Below are 20,878 nucleotides of genomic sequence, written 5' to 3' on the forward strand. Positions count from 1 at the left end.
TGGCAAAGAGGCCACACCCGTTCCCATCCCGAACACGGCAGTTAAGCTCTTTTGCGCCGATGGTAGTTGGGGGTCTCCCCCTGTGAGAGTAGGACATCGCTGGGCTATTCTATGTTTATTTTTTTGTCCCTAATGATTCTTTTACCTTGCTTCCATAGCTCAGCAGGTAGAGTGCTTCCATGGTAAGGAAGAGGTCACCGGTTCGAATCCGGTTGGAAGCTTTTGTTTTCTTTTAGGAGTTTCTAAGCAGAAAGTTAAACATACTTATTTTAATCAAGGCCCCTTGGTCAAGCGGTTAAGACACCGCCCTTTCACGGCGGTAACACGGGTTCGAATCCCGTAGGGGTCACCAATTTTCATGGAGGATTAGCTCAGCTGGGAGAGCATCTGCCTTACAAGCAGAGGGTCGGCGGTTCGATCCCGTCATCCTCCACCATTTTTTCGTTAAGTGCATACGGTGGGGTAGCGAAGTGGCTAAACGCGGCGGACTGTAAATCCGCTCCTTCGGGTTCGGCAGTTCGAATCTGCCCCCCACCACCAGTTTTTATTAAGTTTGGGGTATAGCCAAGCGGTAAGGCAACGGGTTTTGATCCCGTCATGCCCTGGTTCGAATCCAGGTACCCCAGCCATTTTTACTATGAGCCATTAGCTCAGCTGGTAGAGCATCTGACTTTTAATCAGAGGGTCGAAGGTTCGAATCCTTCATGGCTCATTTTCAAATTCCTTGCGCCTGTTCAGCGCGGGGCCTTAGCTCAGCTGGGAGAGCGCGTCGCTGGCAGTGACGAGGTCAGGGGTTCGAGCCCCCTAGGCTCCATTGTTCCATGTGTATTTGTACTATCCATGTGTAAAAAAGCCGTATCCATTAACTTGGATACGGCTTTTTTTTAGTTTCCGATGTATTCGGACTGTGGGCGGAAAATGACATTGTTCTCTTGCTGCTCCAGCGCATGGGCCGTCCATCCGACGATGCGGGCGATGCTGAATGTCGGGGTAAACAGCGCGGTCGGCATGGCAATTGACCGCATAATGGCCGCTGCATAGAATTCTACATTTGTATAAAGCGCGCGTCCCGGTTTGCGTTCGTTCAGCTGTTTGATGATGCGGGTTTCGGCAACGGTCGCCAAATCCAGCCATGGGTCTTCTCCCTGGAGCTCCAGGGATTTTTTGCGGAGGATGACCGACCGCGGATCTTCTGTGCGATAAACCCGGTGGCCAAAGCCCATGATTTTCTCTCCACGGCCCAGTTTTTCCGTAATAACTGCATCGATGCGGTCTTCGGTTTTCATGCTATCCAGCAGATCGATGACGCCGGAAGGAGCGCCTCCGTGAAGTGGACCTTTCATCGTGCCAAGCGCCGAGGTCACTGCAGAGACAAGGTCGGATTCGGTCGAGATGGTAACGCGCGCTGCGAATGTCGAAGCGTTCATGCCGTGTTCCATGGTCAACTTCAAATAGGTTTCAAGAGCTTCGGTCTGTGCACTGGTCGGCTCCTGTCCGTTGATCATCCATAGATAGTTGGCTGTATGTCCGAAATCATCTCTTGGGTCGATCGGCTCCTGCCCGTTTTGAATACGGTAAAAAAGAGCGGTCATTACCGGCAGCGCAGCGGTCAGTGAAATAGCTTGTGCATCTGAGGACAATCTTTGAAAATCAGCCTGTGTGTATGCCGATACCAGCGTACGCATAGCATCCATCAAAAAAGTTTCTTTTGGAAGCAGTTTAGCGATTTCGATAATATGCGCCGGCAGTTTGCGTGAGTCGATCAATTGTTGCTGCAAACTTTTCAGTTCCACAGCATCAGGCCACTGTCCATGCCAAAGAAAGTAGGCAGTTTCTTCGAAAGACTTGCCCTGAATAACGTCTTCTACCAACTGTCCACGGTAGCGCAGTTCTCCCCGGTCCCCATCTACGGAAGCAATCGCTGTTTGAACCGCGACTACACCTTTTAATCCTTGCTGAAACATAAAAACTCCTCCTTTTCTTTAGTTTACTCTCCCAGTTTGATAAAAAAAATTAAAGATATATAATTGAAACAATTAAGAATAGTAATTGAAATGGGGGATGTCATGGAAGTCCAGTGGTTAAGAACCTTCGTGGACGCTGCAGAAACCTTAAATTTCAGAATGACTTCAGAACGCTTAATGATGTCGCAGCCGAGCGTCACCGTCCACATTCGGTTGCTGGAAGAAAGTCTTGGCCTCCCTTTATTCAAGCGCAGTCATAACCGTGTGTCGCTGACAGAGGAAGGCCGGCATTTTAAAGAGCGGGCTGCACACGTGCTGGAACAGCTGGACACCAGTGTCGAAGAACTTCATTCGTTTGCGCAGGGTTACCGGAAAAAATGGATTTTGGCGATTTCTCCTTTGATGGCAGAAACGATTTTGCCTTATGTGCTGAAATCGTTTATAGCGGATCATCCGGAAGTGGAATTGGTGGTGCGCGTGGAGGAGTCTGAGCATATTGAAGCGTTGGTCGAATCCGAACAGGTTTCAGCGGGAATTTCGGCCATGCCGCCTATTGGGCGAGATATCGTTCAACACATTGTTTACGATGATCCTTTGCTCTTCATCCTGCCGAGAGATGCCTATGATGATGAAACCGGCCCGGCAGTTTCAGTAGAGTGGGCCTTGCGGAATTCGGTTCTTTTTACACACCATCACCCGGTGTTCTGGGAGGAACTTTTAAGAAAGCTGCGGCTTCGTGTTCCGGGTATCCGAACCATGAAAGTGACACAGGCACACATTGCCAAACGGTTTATCCAGGAAGGCTTGGGAGCATCGTTTTTGCCGAAGTCGATGGTTCGGCGGGAGTTGATGGAAGGGAGACTGATGGAAGCGTATTTCGACTTATTCTCTTTGCCTGCAGTCTCCACTTATTTTTTGACAAAAACGATGGGCCGTCTTGAGGAGGATTTTCTGCGGCGCATTCAATCGGTATACTTTACTTAAAAAAGGAGAGATCGGGATGATTATTGAATCGGATGACATTCGTTTGCGTTTATTGAAGAGGGACGATTTTGAAGCGTTATGGGCTTTGTATACTCCGAAAATATTTGAGCACATGCTCAACAAAGTCGAAGTTTTCGAAGACATGGTTGCATGGTTGGAAGCAGGTTTGAACCAGTCCAATGTACTTATTTTTGCCGTGGAAAACCCCCAAACGGGTGATATTCTTGGAACAACACGCATATATGCAATTGATGAGACCAATAAAAGCTGTGAGATCGGTGCCACTTTTTATGCGCAGTCGGCTCAGCGGACACATGTCAATACGGCGGTTAAACGGGCATTGCTGAGTTATTGTTTTGAAGAGCGCGGCATGATTCGAGTCCAATTTAAAACGGATGCTGATAATGTTCCCTCACAGAAGGCCATTGAGCGGATCGGGGCTGTCAAAGAAGGCGTATTACGCAATGAACGCATCCGCTCAACAGGTATGCCGCGAGACGCGGTGGTCTATTCAATCATTGACCGGGATTGGCCGAAAGTGAAAAAAGATCTTGCGAAAAAAGTGAATAAATATACCTGATTTTGTGCGGTTGAGCCAAAGAGACCTTAGCGGTTACAATGAATCTATCTTGCTAAGGGGGTATAAAATAATGAATAAATTAAACATATCTATTATTGGGGTTCCAATGGACCACGGACAAAATCGCCGCGGCGTCGACATGGGGCCAAGCGCTATCCGCTATGCGGGCGTCGTAGACCGCATTGAAGAATTGGGGCACACAGTTTCGGACGAGGGAGATATCCAAATAGGCCAGGCAGACGGCAGTGTCGATACATCGACAAACCTGCGTAATTTGAAAGCGATTACGGAAGCGACAGAAGCACTTGGCGATAAAGTATTCGAAGTGGCGGAGGCCGGTAATTTCCCGCTAGTTTTGGGAGGCGACCACAGCATTGCCATCGGTACACTGGCTGGGATTTCTGAGCGCCACGAAAACTTAGGTGTTATCTGGTATGATGCACATGCAGACATGAATACGAGCGACACCTCACCATCCGGCAATATCCACGGCATGCCGCTTGCTGCAAGTTTCGGACATGGCCATGAAAAATTGACGAATATCCGCGGCTATTCACCAAAAGTAAAGCCTGAAAACATCGTGATCATCGGTGCACGTTCTGTAGACCCTGGCGAACGCCAATTGATCAAAGAACGTGGCATCCGCGTCTACAGCATGCACGAAATCGACAAAATGGGCATGAACGCCGTGATCGAAGATTCGATCCGCTATTTGAAAGAAGAGCGCAAGACGGATGCAGTCCATCTGTCATTGGATCTTGATGGCATCGATCCTATGTACACACCGGGCGTCGGGACACCGGTTCCAGGCGGCATCAGTTACCGCGAAAGCCATTTAGCGATGGAAATGCTGTTTGATGCAGACATCATTACTTCTGCTGAATTTGTGGAAGTCAATCCGATTTTGGATGAGAAAAACCGGACAGCTGACGTAGCGGTTGCATTGATCGGTTCATTATTCGGCGAAAAATTACTGTAATCAAAGACAGGCGAAAGCCTGTTTTTTTTTATGCCTTTTAACAGGAAACTTTTTCCGGTGAAAAACGTTACAAAATTTAGTTGGATTTATTTGGGTATTGTCTGATACGATAGAATAAGAAAAAATAAATGAAACTTTTAGAGACAAGGGACGTATATAAAGTACAGCCGCATAGGCGGAGGGAAATGAGATCATGGATGCGTTAGTCAATAAACGAATAGCTAAGGTACTAAAAGGCGATCAGAACGCATTCGCCGAAATCGTGGAGCTTTACCAACACCAGTTGTATCAGATCTGCTACCGGATGCTTGGCAACAAGCAGGAAGCGGAAGATATCGCTCAGGAAGCTTTTATGCGCGCTTATGTAAATATCCACACGTTTGACCAGAACCGGAAATTTTCGACATGGCTGTACCGCATCGCCACCAATCTGTGCATCGACCGGATCCGCAAGAAAAAGCCGGATTATCACCTGGATGCTGAAGTGCGCGGGACGGAAGGCTTGAACATGTATTCGAAAATTGCCAATGATGATGAACTTCCAGAAGAAGAGTTGATGCGGATGGAAGTTCAGGAGCGGGTACAGTACGAAATCAGCCGCTTGCCAGATAAGTACCGTGCCGCTATTGTATTAAAGTATATTGAAGAATTGCCGCTGGCGGAAATCAGTGAAATCCTGGATTTGCCGTTGGGTACGGTGAAGACGCGTATACACCGAGGGCGAGAAGCTCTTCGCAAGCAATTGAGCAATTTGTAGGAGGCGAGCGCGATGAATGCGTGTCCGGAAAACGTAATTCATCTAATGGACGATTACCTGGATGGGGATATCAGTCCAAGCGATGAAAGACAACTAAGAGAACACCTGGAAAGCTGCAGCGATTGCAGAAAGCAGTATCAGGCCTTAAGCAAAACCATTGCATTTGTCCAAAGTGCATCACATATACAGGCACCTTCCGATTTTGTCCAAAAGACCATGGCAAGGCTGCCAAAAGAAAGACAGCGGGCAGGTGTCCAGCGCTGGTTTAGAAGACATCCAATGCTGGCAGCTGCAGCAATTTTCTGCATACTGATGAGTGCAGCGTTATTTACAAATTTCAATGACGATCAGCAGTTTTCGTTTACCAAACAGCCCAATTTGATGGTGGAGGGCCAGACAGTTGTGGTGCCTGAAGGCCAGACAGTAGTCGGCGACTTGACTGTACGCAATGGCGATCTGCGTGTGGAAGGCGAGCTTCAAGGGGACGTGACAATCGTCAATGGCCAGTACATGGCATCGAGCGGTGTCATTACCGGTGAAATTGAGGAAATCGACAAAGCATTCGAATGGTTGTGGCACTCCATTAAAAACAGCTTTAAAGATGCAGCCGCTATTTTTGATGGAGACGACAGCCAAACTACAGAGTAAACCCATCCTCTCCTAAAGGATGGGTTTTTTCTATGAAGGCAAGCCCAATTCACTTATGCTATACTGAATGTATATGCAGATGTAGAAAAGCGAGGGTTGCAGATGCCTTTTTTGGAGAGTTTAACAGACCAAACACCACTCGAACTTCTAGGAAATATTATTGATATTTTATTAGTTTGGTTCGTTATTTATAAATTGATCACTGTCATCAAAGGAACAAAGGCCGTTCAGTTGCTGAAAGGGATCTTTGTCATTATCATTGCCCGCCTCGTGACGCAGGCACTCAACCTGGAAACATTAGGCTGGATCATGCAGCAGGTGCTGGAGTGGGGCTTTCTGGCCATCATCATCATCTTCCAGCCCGAATTGCGCCGTGCACTGGAACAGCTCGGCCGCGGCAAACTGTTCTCTAGCAGTACGCTGAATGAAGAGTCTGAACGCAACCGGCTGATTGAGGCCATGTCCAAGTCTGTCAGCTATATGGCGAAACGGCGAATTGGGGCATTGGTATCGATTGAACGTGAAACCGGTTTGAGCGAATACATTGAGACCGGCATTCCGATGAACTCGGATATTACGTCGGAGCTGCTGATCAATTTGTTCATTCCGAATACGCCGCTGCACGATGGAGCGGTAATTGTCCAAAAAAATCGGATTGCGGCGGCTGCCTGCTATTTGCCGCTGTCTGAAAGTCCATTCATTTCAAAAGAACTGGGAACGCGCCACCGTGCAGCTCTCGGCATCAGTGAAGTGACCGATGCCATCACGATTATCGTATCAGAAGAAACAGGCGCCATCAGCTTGACGGCGAATGGCGATTTGCATCGTAATTTATCACTTGAAGACTTTGAAGTGAAGCTGCGCCGAATCTGGTTCGGGGCGGCACAGCAGGAAGTCGCTCCTTCCTGGTGGAATTGGAGGGGGAAAAAGAATGGATAAGATGATGGACAATCGCTGGTTTTTGCGCATTACAGCGCTGCTGTTAGCCTTTCTTTTATTCTTTTCCGTGCAGGCGGAAGACAGTTCCACAGGGACGACAGACGCCGGCCGGACATCAGAAGTGATCGAAGATGTGGAACTTGAGGTCTATCACGATAACAGCCTGATGGTCAGCGGTGTACCGAGCACGGCAGATCTGCATTTGAATGGTCCTGTCAGTGTGGTGCAAACCGCCCGTCAACTGGAAGACTTTACGTTGTTTGTGGATTTGCGCAATTTGCCGATGGGCGAGCACCAAGTCCCGATCCAAACGGAAAATCTGTCTGAACAATTGAATATCCGGGTCGACCCGGCATTTGTTAACGTCGTGATTGAAGAGCGGGTATCCCAGGAGTTCCGCATCGATCCGGAAATAAATGAACGGATGCTGGCGGATGGTTTTATTCTGGAAAGTGTCGCTGTCGATCCGGAAACCGTGACAGTAACGGGCCCGAAAAGTGTAATCGACGCCATCAGCTTTGTTAAAGCAACGGTTTCTGGGGAGCAGGGAGTGAAGGAATCTTTCACGACCGCAGCCCGGGTCCGCGTCTTAGCAGAAGATTTGACAAAGCTGGAAAATGCAGAAATTGAACCTGAGGAAGTAGAAGTCGATATAGAAGTCGTCGAATACAGCAAAATGGTGCCGGTAAGGCTTGAACCAACTGGCGAAGCCCGTACAGGCATTACCATAACCGACTGGAGTACCGCAACTGAAGAAGTCCGCGTTTTTGGACCCGAAACCGTTGTCGATGAACTGACCGAGTATGTGGTCGAAGTGGACGCTTCTACCGTCACCGCTGAAGACACCACGGTGGAAGTAGAGCTGGAAGTTCCTTCGGGTGCTTCTGCAGTATCACCGGGGCAAGTCACAGTGGAAGCAGAAACGATTGTCGATGAATCGGCACAGGTTCCTGAAGATCTTGGAAACTAATAAACAATAATTGAAGGCATAATGGCAATGAAATGATAAAAAAGCGAAAGCTTAACTAAAACAATCAGAAGCAAATGATTGAAGGAGCGAAAAGTAGAATGGGAAAATATTTTGGAACAGATGGAGTACGGGGAGTCGCCAATACAGAGCTGACACCTGAACTGGCTTTTAAATTAGGGCGCATTGGCGGATATATTTTAACGAAAAGTGCAAAAGACAAACCGAAAGTGCTCATTGGGCGCGATACACGAATTTCAGGTGAAATGCTGGAAGGCGCTTTAGCTGCCGGACTGCTTTCTGTAGGAGCAGAAGTAATGCGCCTTGGCGTTATCAGTACACCCGGCGTTTCTTATTTGACGCGTGTTATGAGCGCTGAAGCGGGCGTAATGATTTCTGCTTCACATAATCCTGTAGAAGACAACGGCATCAAATTCTTCGGTTCAGATGGCTTTAAGTTGTCAGATGCACAGGAAGCGGAAATTGAAGCCTTGCTAGACAGCAGTGAAGATTTATTGCCGCGCCCGACCGGCGGCGACCTCGGAAGCATCACGGATTACTTTGAAGGCTGCCAGAAATACTTGCAGTACTTAAAACAGACTGTGGATGAAGAATTCGACGGCATCCATGTGGCACTTGATTGTGCACACGGGGCAACGTCTACACTGGCAACGCATGTATTTGCAGATCTGGATGCAGACATCACGTCGATGGGTGCTTCACCTAACGGCTTAAACATCAATGCTGGAGTCGGTTCGACTCATCCTGAAAAATTGGCGGAGCTGGTAATCGCTAAAAATGCGGATATCGGATTGGCCTTCGACGGAGACGGCGATCGCTTGATTGCGGTGGATGAAAAAGGCCAAATCGTAGACGGCGATCAGATTATGTACATTTGCGCCAAGCACCTGCATTCAGAAGGCCGCTTGAAGAAAGATACTGTGGTTTCGACTGTCATGAGCAATATGGGCTTCTATAAAGCCTTGGAAAGCCATGGCATGAAGAGCAACAAGACTGCTGTCGGCGACCGTTATGTAGTAGAAGAAATGAAGAAAAACGGCTATAATTTGGGCGGCGAACAATCGGGCCATATTATTTTCCTTGATTACAATACGACGGGCGATGGCTTGTTGAGTGGCTTGCAGCTTGTCAATATCATGAAAATTACGGGCAAGAAGTTGTCTGAGCTAGCTGCCGAAATGACGATTTTCCCGCAAAAACTTGTAAATATCCGCGTGACGGATAAACATGCAGTAACAGACAACGCTAAAGTGGCAGCTGTCATTGAAGACGTTGAGACGGAAATGAACGGCAACGGCCGTGTACTTGTGCGTCCATCCGGTACGGAACCATTGGTACGTGTTATGGTCGAAGCGGCTTCTGCAGAAAACTGTGAAAACTACGTAGAACGCATCGCAGAAGTTGTGCGCAATGAAATGGGCTTAAACTAATCAAATACAGCAATCTGGAGTCCGTAAGCATCTTTGCTTACGGACTTTTTATATTGGTGAAGAAGTCGCCGCTTTCTACACTTTCTTCTAAGCATTGTATAACATATAATAAATGAAAAAAGTATATTTATTAGTAGGATATGCAGCGAAACAGCAGAGGCTCTCGCAAGCTCGCAGGAAAGCGCTGCTGTTTTGCAGAATATCCACAGAAAGAGACACTTTTTTACAACTAACTATTTGGTCTTCCAAATGCGAAAAAGTAAATAATATTAAAAGGAAAAAGAACCAATTAACGGAAAAATATGATGACATATACCTAAATAACTATCTGCTTTAATTGACGGGATTGTGTGAAAGCTGTATGATGGTAAAGTCGGTTTATGACCGCAGCAAAAGGGGGATAGTAGTTAGTGCGAGGAAAACAATTATAGCGCCTGTACTGAAGAAATCGGACGGACCAGTCATCTTCAGTAGACGAGGAGAAGGATTATCGAGATTTCGGCGGATACCTTCCGGCCGTGAAGCCCGGTCGTTATGTCCATTCTTAAAACAGTCGAGTGATCGATTGGACAACAAGATGGATGGGCTCAAGCAGAAGTGTTTGAGAAATTAGGCAAACACTTATTTTGATTTTTTAAAAAATGGAGGAATTAGATTATGTGTGGAATTGTTGGGTATATTGGAGAAAACGACTCGAAGGAAATTTTATTGAAAGGTTTGGAACGCTTGGAATACCGCGGTTACGATTCAGCAGGAATTGCTGTACGCAACGGCAAGGGCGTTACGGTCTTTAAAGAAAAAGGCCGCATTGCTGATTTGCGCGGCGTTGTAGAAGAAGAAGTGACCGGATCTACTGGAATCGGCCATACACGCTGGGCAACTCACGGCAAACCGAACCGTGCAAATGCTCACCCGCATCAGAATACATCTGACCGCTTCACGATTGTTCATAACGGCGTGATTGAAAACTATCACCACATCCAGCGCGATTACTTGGCTGGCGTGGAAATGGAGTCGGACACAGATACGGAAATCATCGTGCAATTGATCGGCAAATTTGTTGAAGAAGGCCTAACGACACAGGACGCTTTCAGCAAAGCTCTTACCTTACTGAAGGGTTCATATGCGATTGCATTATTGGACGCGGAAGAAGAGCAGACAATTTTTGTTGCAAAAAACAAAAGCCCGCTTCTTGTAGGACTTGGCGAAGATTTTAACGTCGTAGCATCTGATGCAATGGCCATGCTTCAATTGACAGACCAGTTTGTTGAATTGATGGATAAGGAAATTGTCATCGTCCGCAAAGACAGCGTGGAAATTTTGACATTGGATGGCCAGACAGTAAGCCGCCTGCCATTCACTGCAGAAATTGACATGAGCGATATCGAAAAAGGGACATACCCTCACTATATGTTGAAAGAAATTGACGAGCAGCCAGCGGTTGTCCGTAAAATTGTTCAAGCCTACCAGAACGAAAATGATAAATTGACCATCAAACCAGAAATTTTAAACGCTATGCAGGCTGCTGACCGCATCCACATTATTGCCGCTGGAACAAGCTATCACGCAGGATTGATCGGTAAAGAGTATATCGAGAAATTAGCAGGCATTCCGGTTGAAGTGCATGTTTCAAGCGAGTTCGGCTATAACATGCCTTTGCTTTCTGAAAACCCATTGTTCATCTTTATCTCCCAATCAGGAGAAACAGCGGACAGCCGCCAAGTCTTGGTGAAAATCAAAGAGATGGGCCATGCTTCATTGACCATCACAAACGTTGCTGGTTCTACGTTGTCACGTGAATCTGACCATACGTTATTATTGTACGCAGGTCCTGAAATCGCCGTTGCTTCAACAAAAGCCTACACAGCGCAGTTGGCTGTATTGTCAATCTTGGGCGCGGTAACAGCAGAAGCTCGCGGCATTGATATCGGCTTTGATTTGGTTCAGGAACTGGGAATCGTTGCAAATGCCATTCAGTCACAAGTTGATTCGAAAGAAGAGATGGAGCAGATCGCTGCAGACTACTTGTCTACAACACGCAATTGCTTCTTTATCGGCCGCGTCATGGATTATTTCGTTGGGCTTGAAGGTTCGTTGAAATTGAAAGAGATTTCATACATCCAGGCAGAAGGATTTGCTGGAGGCGAACTGAAGCACGGCACGATCGCGTTGATCGAAGAAGGCACACCGGTTATCGCACTTGCAACGCAAGAGTCGGTTAACTTGAATATCCGTGGAAACGTCAAGGAAGTAGCAGCACGCGGCGCACACACGTGCATCATTTCAATGGAAGGCTTGCAGGAAGAAGGCGACAGCCTGGTCCTTCCGAAAGTCAACGAATTGCTGACACCGCTTGTATCGGTCATCCCGATGCAGCTGATCAGCTATTACGCAGCGCTTCACCGCGATTGTGACGTTGATAAGCCGCGTAACCTTGCGAAATCTGTAACAGTCGAATAAATAGTAAGCCAGGTTCTGGTTTTACAGCAGCGCCCCTTTGGATTTTCATCCGAAGGGGCGTTTTATGTTTTAAAATAATTTAAATAAAAGGTGAATGACAACGAAATTGTGTATATGAAATGTTTTTAGAATAGCTAAAGTATGCGTTACTTTTGTTTTAAGTTGCTTAAAGGAAAATTTTATAAAGATTCGACTGGAATATTTCTTTAGTAGTTATCCTCCCCCATGCCAAATGGTATAATTAATTCACCATAAAGAAAAAGGGTGAAATGGATGTCTTCGTTAAAAGGCTTTTCCCAATACATAAGTGAAAACGCCGACCTCTTGTCGGCAGAAGTGGTCGAATCAGTTGTACAGGAGATGGAACTGAACATCCCCGAGTGGGAAAAAGAGCAGGCTGTTTGCATGTACGTGGAGCTGATCGGGTTTTTCGGGCAGTCTCTTCTGGAAGGAACTCGCATCGAAGTTCCCGAATCGCTAATTGAATGGAGCAAAAAAAATGCAGAAATGCAGGTGGCTGCTGGCGGAAAAATTTCTGAGATTGTCATCCGCTACCCGGTGACGCGGCAGGTCTTCTCGGAGATTTTCACGCGCCTCAGCCTGAAGTTTGGATTGTCGGTCACAGAAAGCGCCAAAGCCATCAAGGGCATCAATGCCATCCTGGATATCAGTTTGAATGAAACTTTTTACGCATTTGAACGCTTGTCGGAAAGGTATCAAGCGGAAAAGCAAGTGGAGCTGCTCAACCTGTCAGCGCCGATTGTGCCTGTACTGGAAGACGTTGTGGTATTGCCGCTCGTCGGCGTAATTGATAGCTACCGCATCGCCCATATCCTGAACAATGTTATCCCGAGAGTTGCAGAGAAGAACGTCAATCATGTGGTGATTGATTTTTCAGGTGTATTGACCATTGATGCCCATATTGCGCAGTCTATCGGGCAGATTGGCGGGACACTCAAACTGATGGGCATCCACGTCGTAATCGCCGGGTTGCGGCCGGACCTCGTCCAAACAATCGTCCACAGCGGAATTGATATGCTGGATGCAGATGTCTATGCAACAGTCAAACAAGCGCTTGAAAGCTTAAGGTAGATTTAAAGTATGGAGCCATCCCCGCATTTGTTGCTGGGATGTCTTTTTTATGTGGCAAGGCTGAAGGGGAGCCTTATCAAAAGGCCAACCCAGTAACTGGCTGAAAATTATACCGTTGGAACGAGTCGGTGGCGGGGCGCAACAGTTCATGCGAATGTTATGTTAGAATAGGAAAGGATGAGATTTTTCCCATTCTGAGCTGTGCTAGGATGGAAAAAATCTGTTTTTTGTCTTTCGTGAATCAAGTGTAAGCTTTTCGCCTCCCTTACACCTTCAGAACGATTATCTTCTACCCGCCTCCGCAAACGAACGGGAAAAGGCCAAGCCTGCAAAGATTCCCTAAGGACAATGAAAACTGAATAGGAAAGGAATTGATTGGATGAGATCTGATCTTACTGCAGATCAAGAGTTAATCGAAAAGAAACAAAATCGTGGAGATGAAAATACAGGCGACTACACGTTTGACCGCGTCCCGCGTGAAGAACGCAAAATGGGGTGGCTGAGCATCACCAACATCACGTTTGGCATCGCGACCGCCATTTTCTATTTCCAGATGGGGAGCGTTATGGCGCTGCAGTTCGGGGCCGCCAATGCCATCATTTCAGCCATCTATGCCATTATTGTCGCAGGCGTACTTGGAAGCATCGTTGTTTACTTATCGGCCAAGTCCGGTATGAACGTCAATTTACTATCCCGCGGAGGCTTCGGTTACATCGGAGCCTCGTTAACCTCCTTAATCTACGCATCGAACTTTATCATGTACTGCGCATTCGAAGGCATGATCCTGGTCGCTGCTGTCCATGCTTATTTCCCCGCCATCCCCATGTGGCTCCTCATTGTCGTGTTTGGTTCAGTGGTCATTCCATTAAACTGGTTCGGCATTAAACAATTGGATAAATTACAGAAATGGTCGCTGCCCGTGTTTGCGATTTTCCTGATTGCGGCAATTGTCGTCGCCTTTAACACCACATCAGAATATGACGGCAGCTTCTGGACTTATATGCCTGAAGGCGTCCAAATCGGTGGAACAGCCTTGCTGCTGTGCATCGGTATGCAACACGGCATCATGGGACTGACTGCGCTGATCGCTTCGGATTATGCGCGTTTCCTGAAGCCGAAAGATTTAAAAGTAGGCTCGATCGCTATCGGGTTTATTCCCCAGATTTTCTGTTTTGGTGTTATGGGCGGCCTCGGCATCTGGTTCGGCGTAACGCTCGGCGAATCGAACCCGGGCATTTACATTGTTGTTCTGCTCGGGCTTGGCGGTGTGCTGTTTACGATGCTGACGCAAATCCGCATCAACATCACCAATATCTACAGCAGCTCGCTGTCCCTGTCGAGCTTTTTTGAAAACATGTTCGGCTTTACGCCGGGCCGCCGGTTTTGGGTAGTGGTGGCAGGCGTCATTGCGATGATCCTCATGCTAGGGGGCATCGTTGACCATCTAGATACGGCGATGACCTTCCAAGGGGTTGCGCTCATGAGCTGGGCATCGATTTTGGTGACGGACGCATTGGTCGTCAAGAAATGGCTGAAGATCGGTCCGGGCTATTACGAATCAAGGCAGAAAAACCTGTATAAATGGAATCCCGTCGGCATTGTGGCATTGATAGTGCCGACTGCACTTGGTACCATCGCAGCACTCGGCTATATGGGCACGTTCCTGCAAAGTACGGCGGCATTCTTCGCCTTGATTTTAGCATCGATTTTGACCGTTGTTTTGGCAATCGCTACAAAAGGCCGTTACTATATTAGAAAAGAAGCAACCGATATTCCGAAAGAGGATTGGATTGCCTGAGAAAACGTTCTGAGGTAAAGTAAAAGCAACAACAAGGCGTATGTTCATTCCATTCGGAAAGGATGATTGAGTTGACGACTTCTACAGTGACCTTATCGATGGCACGGCGTTTTAATGCCAGTGACAAAGCAGTTTACGAAGCGTGGACCAACCCGGAACTGATGAAGAAATGGCTGTTTACGCAAGAAGACACAAACCAGGCAACAAAAAATTCCTTGCGCGTGGGTGGAGCCTGGGAAATCGTCGACCGCCGCGAAGGCGTGGATTACCGGGCAATCGGCGAGTATCTGGAATTAAAGCCACCGCATAAACTGATGTTCTCTTTCAAGATGCCGCAGTTTAACGACCTGGAAGACCGGGTCACGGTGTGGATCTCGATGGTGCAAAACAGTTGTGAAATGGCGTTTGTCCAGGAAATTGTCGTGCCGCACGAGGAAGGCTGGACGGAAGAAGACATCAAAAAAAACGGCGAAGAATACAGCAGCCAAAGCAAAGAAGGCTGGAGTATGATGTTTGAGAATTTAAAGCAGCTGGTGGAAAAAGAATAACAGGAAAACCGCAATCTCTCGAAATGGGAGAGATTGCGGTTTTTTGTTTGATTAATATGAATGTCAATTGAGTAAAAAGAAATAAATCGATCTGGGTAATATTGCATAATTGTATATTCCGAGCTATGATCGACAAGAAACAATAAAACTAGCATAAAAATAAATCATTTTTGATTATTATAAGCTATCGGAGGAAGTTCATGACGCAACTAAAGGATTTGGAATCCAAAGTTCAAGAACTGGTTACTTTGCTGGAAGCCTCGAAGCAGTTGAATTCCAATTTGGAAATGGGCGAGGTTCTCGAAAGCATCCTGCTGCAGATGGTGCAGGTAGTGGGAGCGGAAGCGGGAACATTATGGGTGTTGAACAAAGACCGGCAAAAGATCAAAGCTGTTGCAGCATATGGGGCATCCGCATCGAAAATCCTCAACATCGAGCTGGCAATGGGCGAAGGCATCGTCGGCAAAGTGATCGGAACGGGTGAGGCCCAGTTGATCGAAAACGTAGCGGCCAACCCAGACTGGGCAAACCGGGTCGATCATTCCAGCGGTTTTGTGACGGAGTCGATGATCACAGTTCCTTTGGCGGTCAAAGGCAACGTGCTTGGTGCTTTGCAGCTGCTCAATAAAAAGGACATCGCCTTTTTCTCGGAACAGGACATCAGCCTGGCAGTGGCACTCGCCAATCAATCGGCATTGGCGCTCCACAACAGCCAAATGTACGATGAACTGCAGCGCATGCTGTTGAGCATGATCCGCACGTTGGCGAAAGTGCTGGACGCGCGCGATCCTTATACGGCGGGCCATTCAGAGCGGGTGGCAAAATACTCGCTATGGATTGCCCAAAAGCTTGGGCTTGATACACATGACTGTGAAGAGCTGTATAAAGCGGCATTGCTGCACGATATCGGGAAAATTGGGATACCGGATGCTATTCTCCGAAAGCCTGGAGGGCTGACGGGCGAAGAGTTCGCAGCCATCAAGCAGCACACGGTCATTGGGGCGGACATCCTATCCAATATGGAACCGAAAGACGCCATGGTGCCTGCGATTAGAACTGCCTTGTCCCATCACGAGCGGCTCGACGGCACTGGCTATCCGCATGGTTTGGCCGGTGCGGACATTCCGTTATTCGCCCGAATCGTTGGTGTAGCTGATGCGTTTGATGCCATGACGACCGCTCGTTCTTACAGCAAAGGGCTGTCGTTCCGTTTAGGTGCAGAAGAGCTGATACGCTGCCGGGAAACCTTATTCGACGGCCAAGTGGTTGATGCATTCGCAGGAATTCTCGCCGACTGCGATTACCGATTGGGACAATATGAAGAACAACAAGGAAGAGGCTACAAGCTATGAATCAGTTTGACGTATTATTGATCGGCCATCTGATCGGCGACTTTCTGCTTCAGACAAGTTGGATGGCCAAATACAAAGCGACCAAATGGCTGCCGCTATTGACGCATGTTTCGGTTTATACGGCGGTTATTGCCGTACTCGGCATCCTCTCAGGAGGGCTGTCCCTGCCGGCACTGGCCATCATATTTTTCGGCCATATTATTTTGGACCGCAAAACCTTTGTCATGTTTTGGGTGCAACGGGTCCAGACCGCTAAAGGACCGGAGAAGGGTTGGCTGTCCATTGTGGCGGACCAGATTTTCCATATCATTTTGCTTGCCATTGCCATCGCGATTTCCTAGGAGTGAACAACATGAAAGCTAAGACGTACGTGCTTGAAAAAGAATATACTCTGGACCGTAAAACCGCATGGCAGCTGCTGGCGGACAATAACCGCATGAACTTGTATATCGGCCTGTTTCCAGTCAACTTCAGTCCGGCGAAACAAGACGGAGCGGAAGTTTTTTACCGGGAAGCGCATGCCAAAGTGCTGGGGCTCGTGCCCATTTCGTGGCAGGAGTTCCCGTTCCAGTGGCAGGAAAACGACAGCTATACCGTTGAACGCCGCTATCTTTCGGGGCCGATGAAGCATTACACATTGAAAGTTGAGCTGTTCGACAACGGAGAGAGTGGGACGCGGGTCAAGCTGACGGCGGATTTTGTGCCGCTCAATCCATTGGGATATGCCGCCATTTGGGCAACCGGATTGCCAGCAATCAAAAAGATTATGCGTTATTTGGACGATTATTTAGCGTCTGGGGCAACAGCTGTTTTCGAAGCGCCGCAAAAACAGGTGACGTCCAAAATCAATCTGCCGGAACTGGATCGGCTGGCGGGTCTGCTTGTTAAGTCCCCTGTTAAGAATGAGTATGTGGAATTGTTGCACCGGTATTTGGCTGAAAAAGGCGATCACGATGTTGCCCAAATCGAGCCGGTGAATCTTGCCAGGTTATGGAAAGCCGATTTGGATGACACCTTGCGCGTATTGCTGTACGCCACAAAAGCTGGCTTGCTGAACCTCAGCTGGAACGTCATCTGTCCGAATTGTCGCGTTTCAAAAGTGGAGCATAACTCTTTGTCTGAGCTGGAACAGGAATTTCATTGCGATTTGTGCGGCGTGAACTACGATGCCAATTTCGATCAATTTGTCGAGCTGAACTTCTCGATCCATCCAACGGTGCGCCAAGCCTATGTTGAAGTCTATTGCATCGGCGGCCCGATGATTACGCCGCACGTCAAAGCGCAGCAGGTCATCCAAAAAGGCAAAACCGCGAGCTTTGCGATTCCTAAGGGTGAAGATGCCCTGCGTTTGCGTGTGCTTCAAGCAAACGACAGAGTGGCTGTAGATAAAAATGCGGAAGCGATACAGCTTTTGTATTCAGATTTGGGCTGGTCTCAGGATTCGGTTTCTGGCTCTGATGACGTTGTCATTACAAACTCCAGCAGTGCAGACATTGTCGTCGCTTTGGAACATTCGGACTGGAACAAGCAGGCAGTAACGGCTGCTAAGGTCACAGCGATGCAGGAGTTCAGGGATTTGTTTTCTTCTGAAGTGCTGTCGCCGGGCCAGAAAATCGGCATCGATCACGTGACCATCTTGTTTACCGATTTAAAAGGATCGACCTTACTGTATGAAACAATCGGCGATTCCAGTGCCTACGGCCAGGTGCGAAATCATTTTGATTTTTTGATCGGACATATCAAAACAAATTCCGGCAGCGTCGTGAAAACAATCGGCGACGCCGTCATGGCGATCTTCCATAAACCGGAGGAAGGGCTGAAGGCGGCTTTAGCCATCCAGAAAAACCTGGCAGAATTCAATCGTACGGCCAATGAAGAACTCGTATTGCGGATCGGCTTGTACAGTGGACCGGCCATTGCCGTAAATTCCAACGACCGTCTCGATTATTTTGGGCGGACCGTCAACATTGCGGCGCGCATCCAGGGGCAGGGCGAAGGGGGCGACGTCATCATCAGCCGCGGCGTATTGGCACAGCCGATGTCAGCAGGATTGCTGTCGTCTGCTGATGTAGGGCTGGAAGAGTTTTCGGCTGTTCTGAAAGGAATCGATGGCACTGTGGATTTGGTGCGGATTCGGTTAAAAGAGAATTTAGTGATTGAGAAGCATGCGGGTTGAATGGTTTCCAATAGATGGAGCAAATTAAATATTGATTGTTAATAAATGCCTGTTGAGATATCTTTATCTTAAGAGGCATTTTTTTGTTATAGGAAAGGGAGTTGGGCATGAAAGTTCAAACAGAACAATTCGGTGAAGTGGACCTGGGGCAAGAACGTGTCATTACGTTTGATAAAGGAATTCCAGGATTTGAAGAATATAAGAAGTACGTATTAATCCCAGCGGACGCAGAAGGGGAATCTCCATTCTTTTTCTTGCAGTCAGTCGAAGCGGTGGAAGTTAGCTTCTTCTTGGTCGATCCATTTACGTTTTTCCAGGATTACGACATCAAGCTGGAAGAGCAAATGGTGGAGCGGCTGCAGCTGGAAGAACCGGCAGATGCTATCGTGCTGACGACTGTGACGGTTAAAGGCGATATCAGCGGAGCGACGACGAACTTGAAAGCGCCGCTTGTCATCAACAATAAGAAGCAAAGCGGCATGCAGATTGTCTTGAACAACAAAGACTACCAGATCAAACAGGCTTTATTCCACAGTGGCGACACCGCTGCAAGGCAGGTGTAACGATGTTAGTACTGGGACGTAAAAAAGGTGAAACAATCATCGTTAATGACGACATTGAGATCACGGTTACCTCTATAGAAGGCGATATGGTGCGGATCGGCATCAATGCGCCGAAGCAAGTGACCATCCATCGCAAAGAAGTGTACCTGGAGATTCAAGAAGAAAACAAGCAAGCCACATCGAACGTCATCAATTTGAGCGACTTCCTGAGCATGCGGAAGAAATAGACTCGAAGCCTGCAGATCTTGCAGGCTTTTTACGTGGATAAAAATAAAAAAGAAAAACTTTCAAAAAACACTAAACATTTGTTAAACCCCTCCGATATAACTTATGTAAGGCAGTTCAAAAGGATTTGGGCGCTTACAAAAAAACAAAAAAACATTACACGGAGGTAATACACAATGATCATCAACCACAATATCGCAGCACTTAACACACACAGACAAATGGGCTCAGCTCAAAGCGCGCAAATGGACAGCATGGAGAAATTGTCATCAGGACTTCGCATCAACAGCGCGAAAGACGATGCAGCAGGTCTTACAATTTCTGAGAAAATGCGCGGACAGATTCGCGGACTTGAGCAGGCTTCGACAAACGCACAAGATGGCATCTCATTGATCCAAACTGCAGAAGGTACTTTGAATGAAACTCAAGATATTCTTCAGCGTATGCGTGAACTAGCAGTTCAATCTGCCAACGATACAAACACAGATACAGATCGTAACGAAATCCAAAAAGAAGTAACTGAATTGGCTTCTGAAATCACAAGAATCGGTGACGATACTGCATTCAATACTAAGGATTTGTTAAACGGCGATTTTAAAGCTACTTTCCAAATTGGTGCAAACTCTGGTCAAAACCTTTCTATCTCAATCGGTGATATGCGTTCAGATGCACTTAAAGTAGGAACAGATTATGTAGCTACTAGCGCAACTGAGATTACTTACACTGATGCAGCAGATGCTACTGCAACAGCAGAGTTTGCAACAGCAGCCCAGGTAGAAACAGCAACAGCAGCAGCAGCAACGGCAGCTAGAACAGCTGCAGATGCGGATGCTACAGATCAAGATTTAGAAAAAGCAGCATTAGCAGCAGAAGCAGCAGCAGCAAAACCTGGAGTTGCTGGTTATTACGATGGTGCGGCAGGTGCTGGTGAACTTGTAGTAGCTCAATCAACTGCTCTTGCTATAGGAGAGGGTGGAGTGATTGGTATTGATGTTTCTACACAAGGAGCAGCTGATACTGCAATTACAACAATCAATAGCGCAATCGAAGCAGTTTCTTCTGAACGTTCAAAACTTGGTGCAAGCCAAAACCGTTTAGATCATACAATCAACAACTTGAACACATCTTCTGAAAACCTAACAGCTGCGGAATCAAGAATCCGCGACGTTGATTATGCCGAAGCCGCGTAAGCGAGCAGAGGTACAGTCGTCCTGGCCGGTAACAGCCAGAGATTACGACCGGGTGAATTGCTGGAAACCCCTGATAGCTTTTATTGCCACAACGCAGCTGGAAACGGCAAACGTGACGGTTCGAAAAAATAAAAGATTGGGCAATCAGCAGCCAAGCTCCTGTCTCGAAAGAGTGGAGAAGGTTCAACGACTAGGGTAGACCATC

Annotated in this window: 19 protein-coding genes, 7 tRNA genes and 1 rRNA gene; 26 read left to right on the forward strand and 1 reads right to left on the reverse strand. The window is 47.5% G+C overall.

Annotated elements, in window-relative coordinates; genetic code table 11:
* From rrf to QOZ98_RS17350, 8 genes are all read left to right on the forward strand, one after another.
* Positions 1-105 (forward strand): 5S ribosomal RNA (gene rrf / locus QOZ98_RS17315); the annotation flags it as partial.
* A gap of 43 nt (positions 106-148) precedes the next feature.
* A tRNA-Thr gene (locus QOZ98_RS17320) sits at positions 149-221 on the forward strand.
* Positions 222-277: 56 nt separating this feature from the next.
* Positions 278-352 (forward strand) — tRNA-Glu (locus tag QOZ98_RS17325).
* Between the two features lie 8 nt (positions 353-360).
* A tRNA-Val gene (locus QOZ98_RS17330) sits at positions 361-436 on the forward strand.
* A 20-nt stretch (positions 437-456) separates the two neighbouring features.
* A tRNA-Tyr gene (locus QOZ98_RS17335) sits at positions 457-540 on the forward strand.
* Positions 541-554: 14 nt separating this feature from the next.
* Positions 555-629, forward strand: a tRNA-Gln gene (locus tag QOZ98_RS17340).
* A 10-nt stretch (positions 630-639) separates the two neighbouring features.
* A tRNA-Lys gene (locus QOZ98_RS17345) sits at positions 640-712 on the forward strand.
* 29 nt (positions 713-741) lie between these two features.
* A tRNA-Ala gene (locus QOZ98_RS17350) sits at positions 742-814 on the forward strand.
* A 70-nt stretch (positions 815-884) separates the two neighbouring features.
* Here the strand turns inward: QOZ98_RS17350 and QOZ98_RS17355 are convergent.
* The gene (locus QOZ98_RS17355) at positions 885-1,964 is read right to left on the reverse strand and encodes a citrate synthase/methylcitrate synthase (protein WP_308788546.1); all 1,080 of its coding nucleotides are present in this window, start codon (positions 1,962-1,964) and stop codon (positions 885-887) included.
* Positions 1,965-2,066: 102 nt separating this feature from the next.
* Between QOZ98_RS17355 and QOZ98_RS17360 the strand changes: the two genes are divergently transcribed.
* From QOZ98_RS17360 to QOZ98_RS17445, 18 genes are all read left to right on the forward strand, one after another.
* Complete coding sequence (locus QOZ98_RS17360) at positions 2,067-2,948, forward strand: LysR family transcriptional regulator (RefSeq protein ID WP_308788547.1); 882 nt, start codon at positions 2,067-2,069, stop codon at positions 2,946-2,948.
* Positions 2,949-2,964: 16 nt separating this feature from the next.
* Complete coding sequence (locus QOZ98_RS17365; RefSeq protein WP_308788548.1) at positions 2,965-3,528, forward strand: GNAT family N-acetyltransferase; 564 nt, start codon at positions 2,965-2,967, stop codon at positions 3,526-3,528.
* Between the two features lie 70 nt (positions 3,529-3,598).
* Entirely contained in the window at positions 3,599-4,507 is a 909-nt protein-coding gene (rocF, locus tag QOZ98_RS17370; RefSeq protein WP_308788549.1) for an arginase, read from the forward strand.
* Positions 4,508-4,700: 193 nt separating this feature from the next.
* Positions 4,701-5,264, forward strand: a complete 564-nt coding sequence (gene sigW, locus QOZ98_RS17375; RefSeq protein ID WP_142827624.1) for an RNA polymerase sigma factor SigW — start codon at positions 4,701-4,703, stop codon at positions 5,262-5,264.
* Positions 5,265-5,276: 12 nt separating this feature from the next.
* Positions 5,277-5,912 (forward strand): anti-sigma factor, encoded by a 636-nt coding sequence (locus QOZ98_RS17380; protein ID WP_308788550.1) that lies wholly within the window; start codon positions 5,277-5,279, stop codon positions 5,910-5,912.
* Between the two features lie 102 nt (positions 5,913-6,014).
* Complete coding sequence (cdaA, locus tag QOZ98_RS17385) at positions 6,015-6,851, forward strand: diadenylate cyclase CdaA (RefSeq protein ID WP_308788551.1); 837 nt, start codon at positions 6,015-6,017, stop codon at positions 6,849-6,851.
* Positions 6,844-7,821: a CdaR family protein gene (locus QOZ98_RS17390; protein ID WP_308788552.1), complete on the forward strand. Its 978-nt coding sequence runs from the start codon at positions 6,844-6,846 to the stop codon at positions 7,819-7,821. The genes cdaA and QOZ98_RS17390 overlap by 8 nt, the downstream gene beginning before the upstream one ends.
* Positions 7,822-7,919: 98 nt before the next feature.
* A complete protein-coding gene (gene glmM / locus QOZ98_RS17395) occupies positions 7,920-9,269 on the forward strand; it encodes a phosphoglucosamine mutase (RefSeq protein ID WP_308788553.1) in 1,350 nt (449 codons plus the stop codon).
* Between the two features lie 657 nt (positions 9,270-9,926).
* Positions 9,927-11,729 (forward strand): glutamine--fructose-6-phosphate transaminase (isomerizing), encoded by a 1,803-nt coding sequence (gene glmS, locus QOZ98_RS17400; protein WP_308788554.1) that lies wholly within the window; start codon positions 9,927-9,929, stop codon positions 11,727-11,729.
* Between the two features lie 273 nt (positions 11,730-12,002).
* Positions 12,003-12,821 carry an STAS domain-containing protein gene (locus tag QOZ98_RS17405; protein WP_308788555.1) on the forward strand — a complete coding sequence of 273 codons (819 nt, stop codon included), beginning with the start codon at positions 12,003-12,005 and terminating at the stop codon, positions 12,819-12,821.
* Between the two features lie 379 nt (positions 12,822-13,200).
* Complete coding sequence (locus QOZ98_RS17410; RefSeq protein WP_308788556.1) at positions 13,201-14,619, forward strand: purine-cytosine permease family protein; 1,419 nt, start codon at positions 13,201-13,203, stop codon at positions 14,617-14,619.
* A gap of 62 nt (positions 14,620-14,681) precedes the next feature.
* A complete protein-coding gene (locus tag QOZ98_RS17415; RefSeq protein ID WP_308788557.1) occupies positions 14,682-15,167 on the forward strand; it encodes an SRPBCC family protein in 486 nt (161 codons plus the stop codon).
* Positions 15,168-15,367: 200 nt separating this feature from the next.
* Positions 15,368-16,519 carry an HD-GYP domain-containing protein gene (locus QOZ98_RS17420; protein WP_308788558.1) on the forward strand — a complete coding sequence of 384 codons (1,152 nt, stop codon included), beginning with the start codon at positions 15,368-15,370 and terminating at the stop codon, positions 16,517-16,519.
* The gene (locus tag QOZ98_RS17425; RefSeq protein WP_308788559.1) at positions 16,516-16,860 is read left to right on the forward strand and encodes a DUF3307 domain-containing protein; all 345 of its coding nucleotides are present in this window, start codon (positions 16,516-16,518) and stop codon (positions 16,858-16,860) included. Before QOZ98_RS17420 ends, QOZ98_RS17425 begins: the two co-directional genes overlap by 4 nt.
* 11 nt (positions 16,861-16,871) lie before the next feature.
* Positions 16,872-18,695 carry an adenylate/guanylate cyclase domain-containing protein gene (locus tag QOZ98_RS17430; RefSeq protein ID WP_308788560.1) on the forward strand — a complete coding sequence of 608 codons (1,824 nt, stop codon included), beginning with the start codon at positions 16,872-16,874 and terminating at the stop codon, positions 18,693-18,695.
* Positions 18,696-18,802: 107 nt separating this feature from the next.
* The gene (gene fliW / locus QOZ98_RS17435) at positions 18,803-19,258 is read left to right on the forward strand and encodes a flagellar assembly protein FliW (protein WP_308788561.1); all 456 of its coding nucleotides are present in this window, start codon (positions 18,803-18,805) and stop codon (positions 19,256-19,258) included.
* A gap of 2 nt (positions 19,259-19,260) precedes the next feature.
* The gene (gene csrA, locus QOZ98_RS17440; protein ID WP_142827611.1) at positions 19,261-19,485 is read left to right on the forward strand and encodes a carbon storage regulator CsrA; all 225 of its coding nucleotides are present in this window, start codon (positions 19,261-19,263) and stop codon (positions 19,483-19,485) included.
* Between the two features lie 174 nt (positions 19,486-19,659).
* On the forward strand, positions 19,660-20,673 hold the full coding sequence (locus QOZ98_RS17445) for a flagellin N-terminal helical domain-containing protein (RefSeq protein WP_308788562.1): 1,014 nt from the start codon (positions 19,660-19,662) through the stop codon (positions 20,671-20,673).
* The last annotated feature ends 205 nt before the right edge of the window (positions 20,674-20,878 follow it).

It is taken from the genome of Planomicrobium stackebrandtii (assembly GCF_030814955.1).
Taxonomy (GTDB): Bacteria; Bacillota; Bacilli; order Bacillales_A; family Planococcaceae; genus Planococcus; species Planococcus stackebrandtii.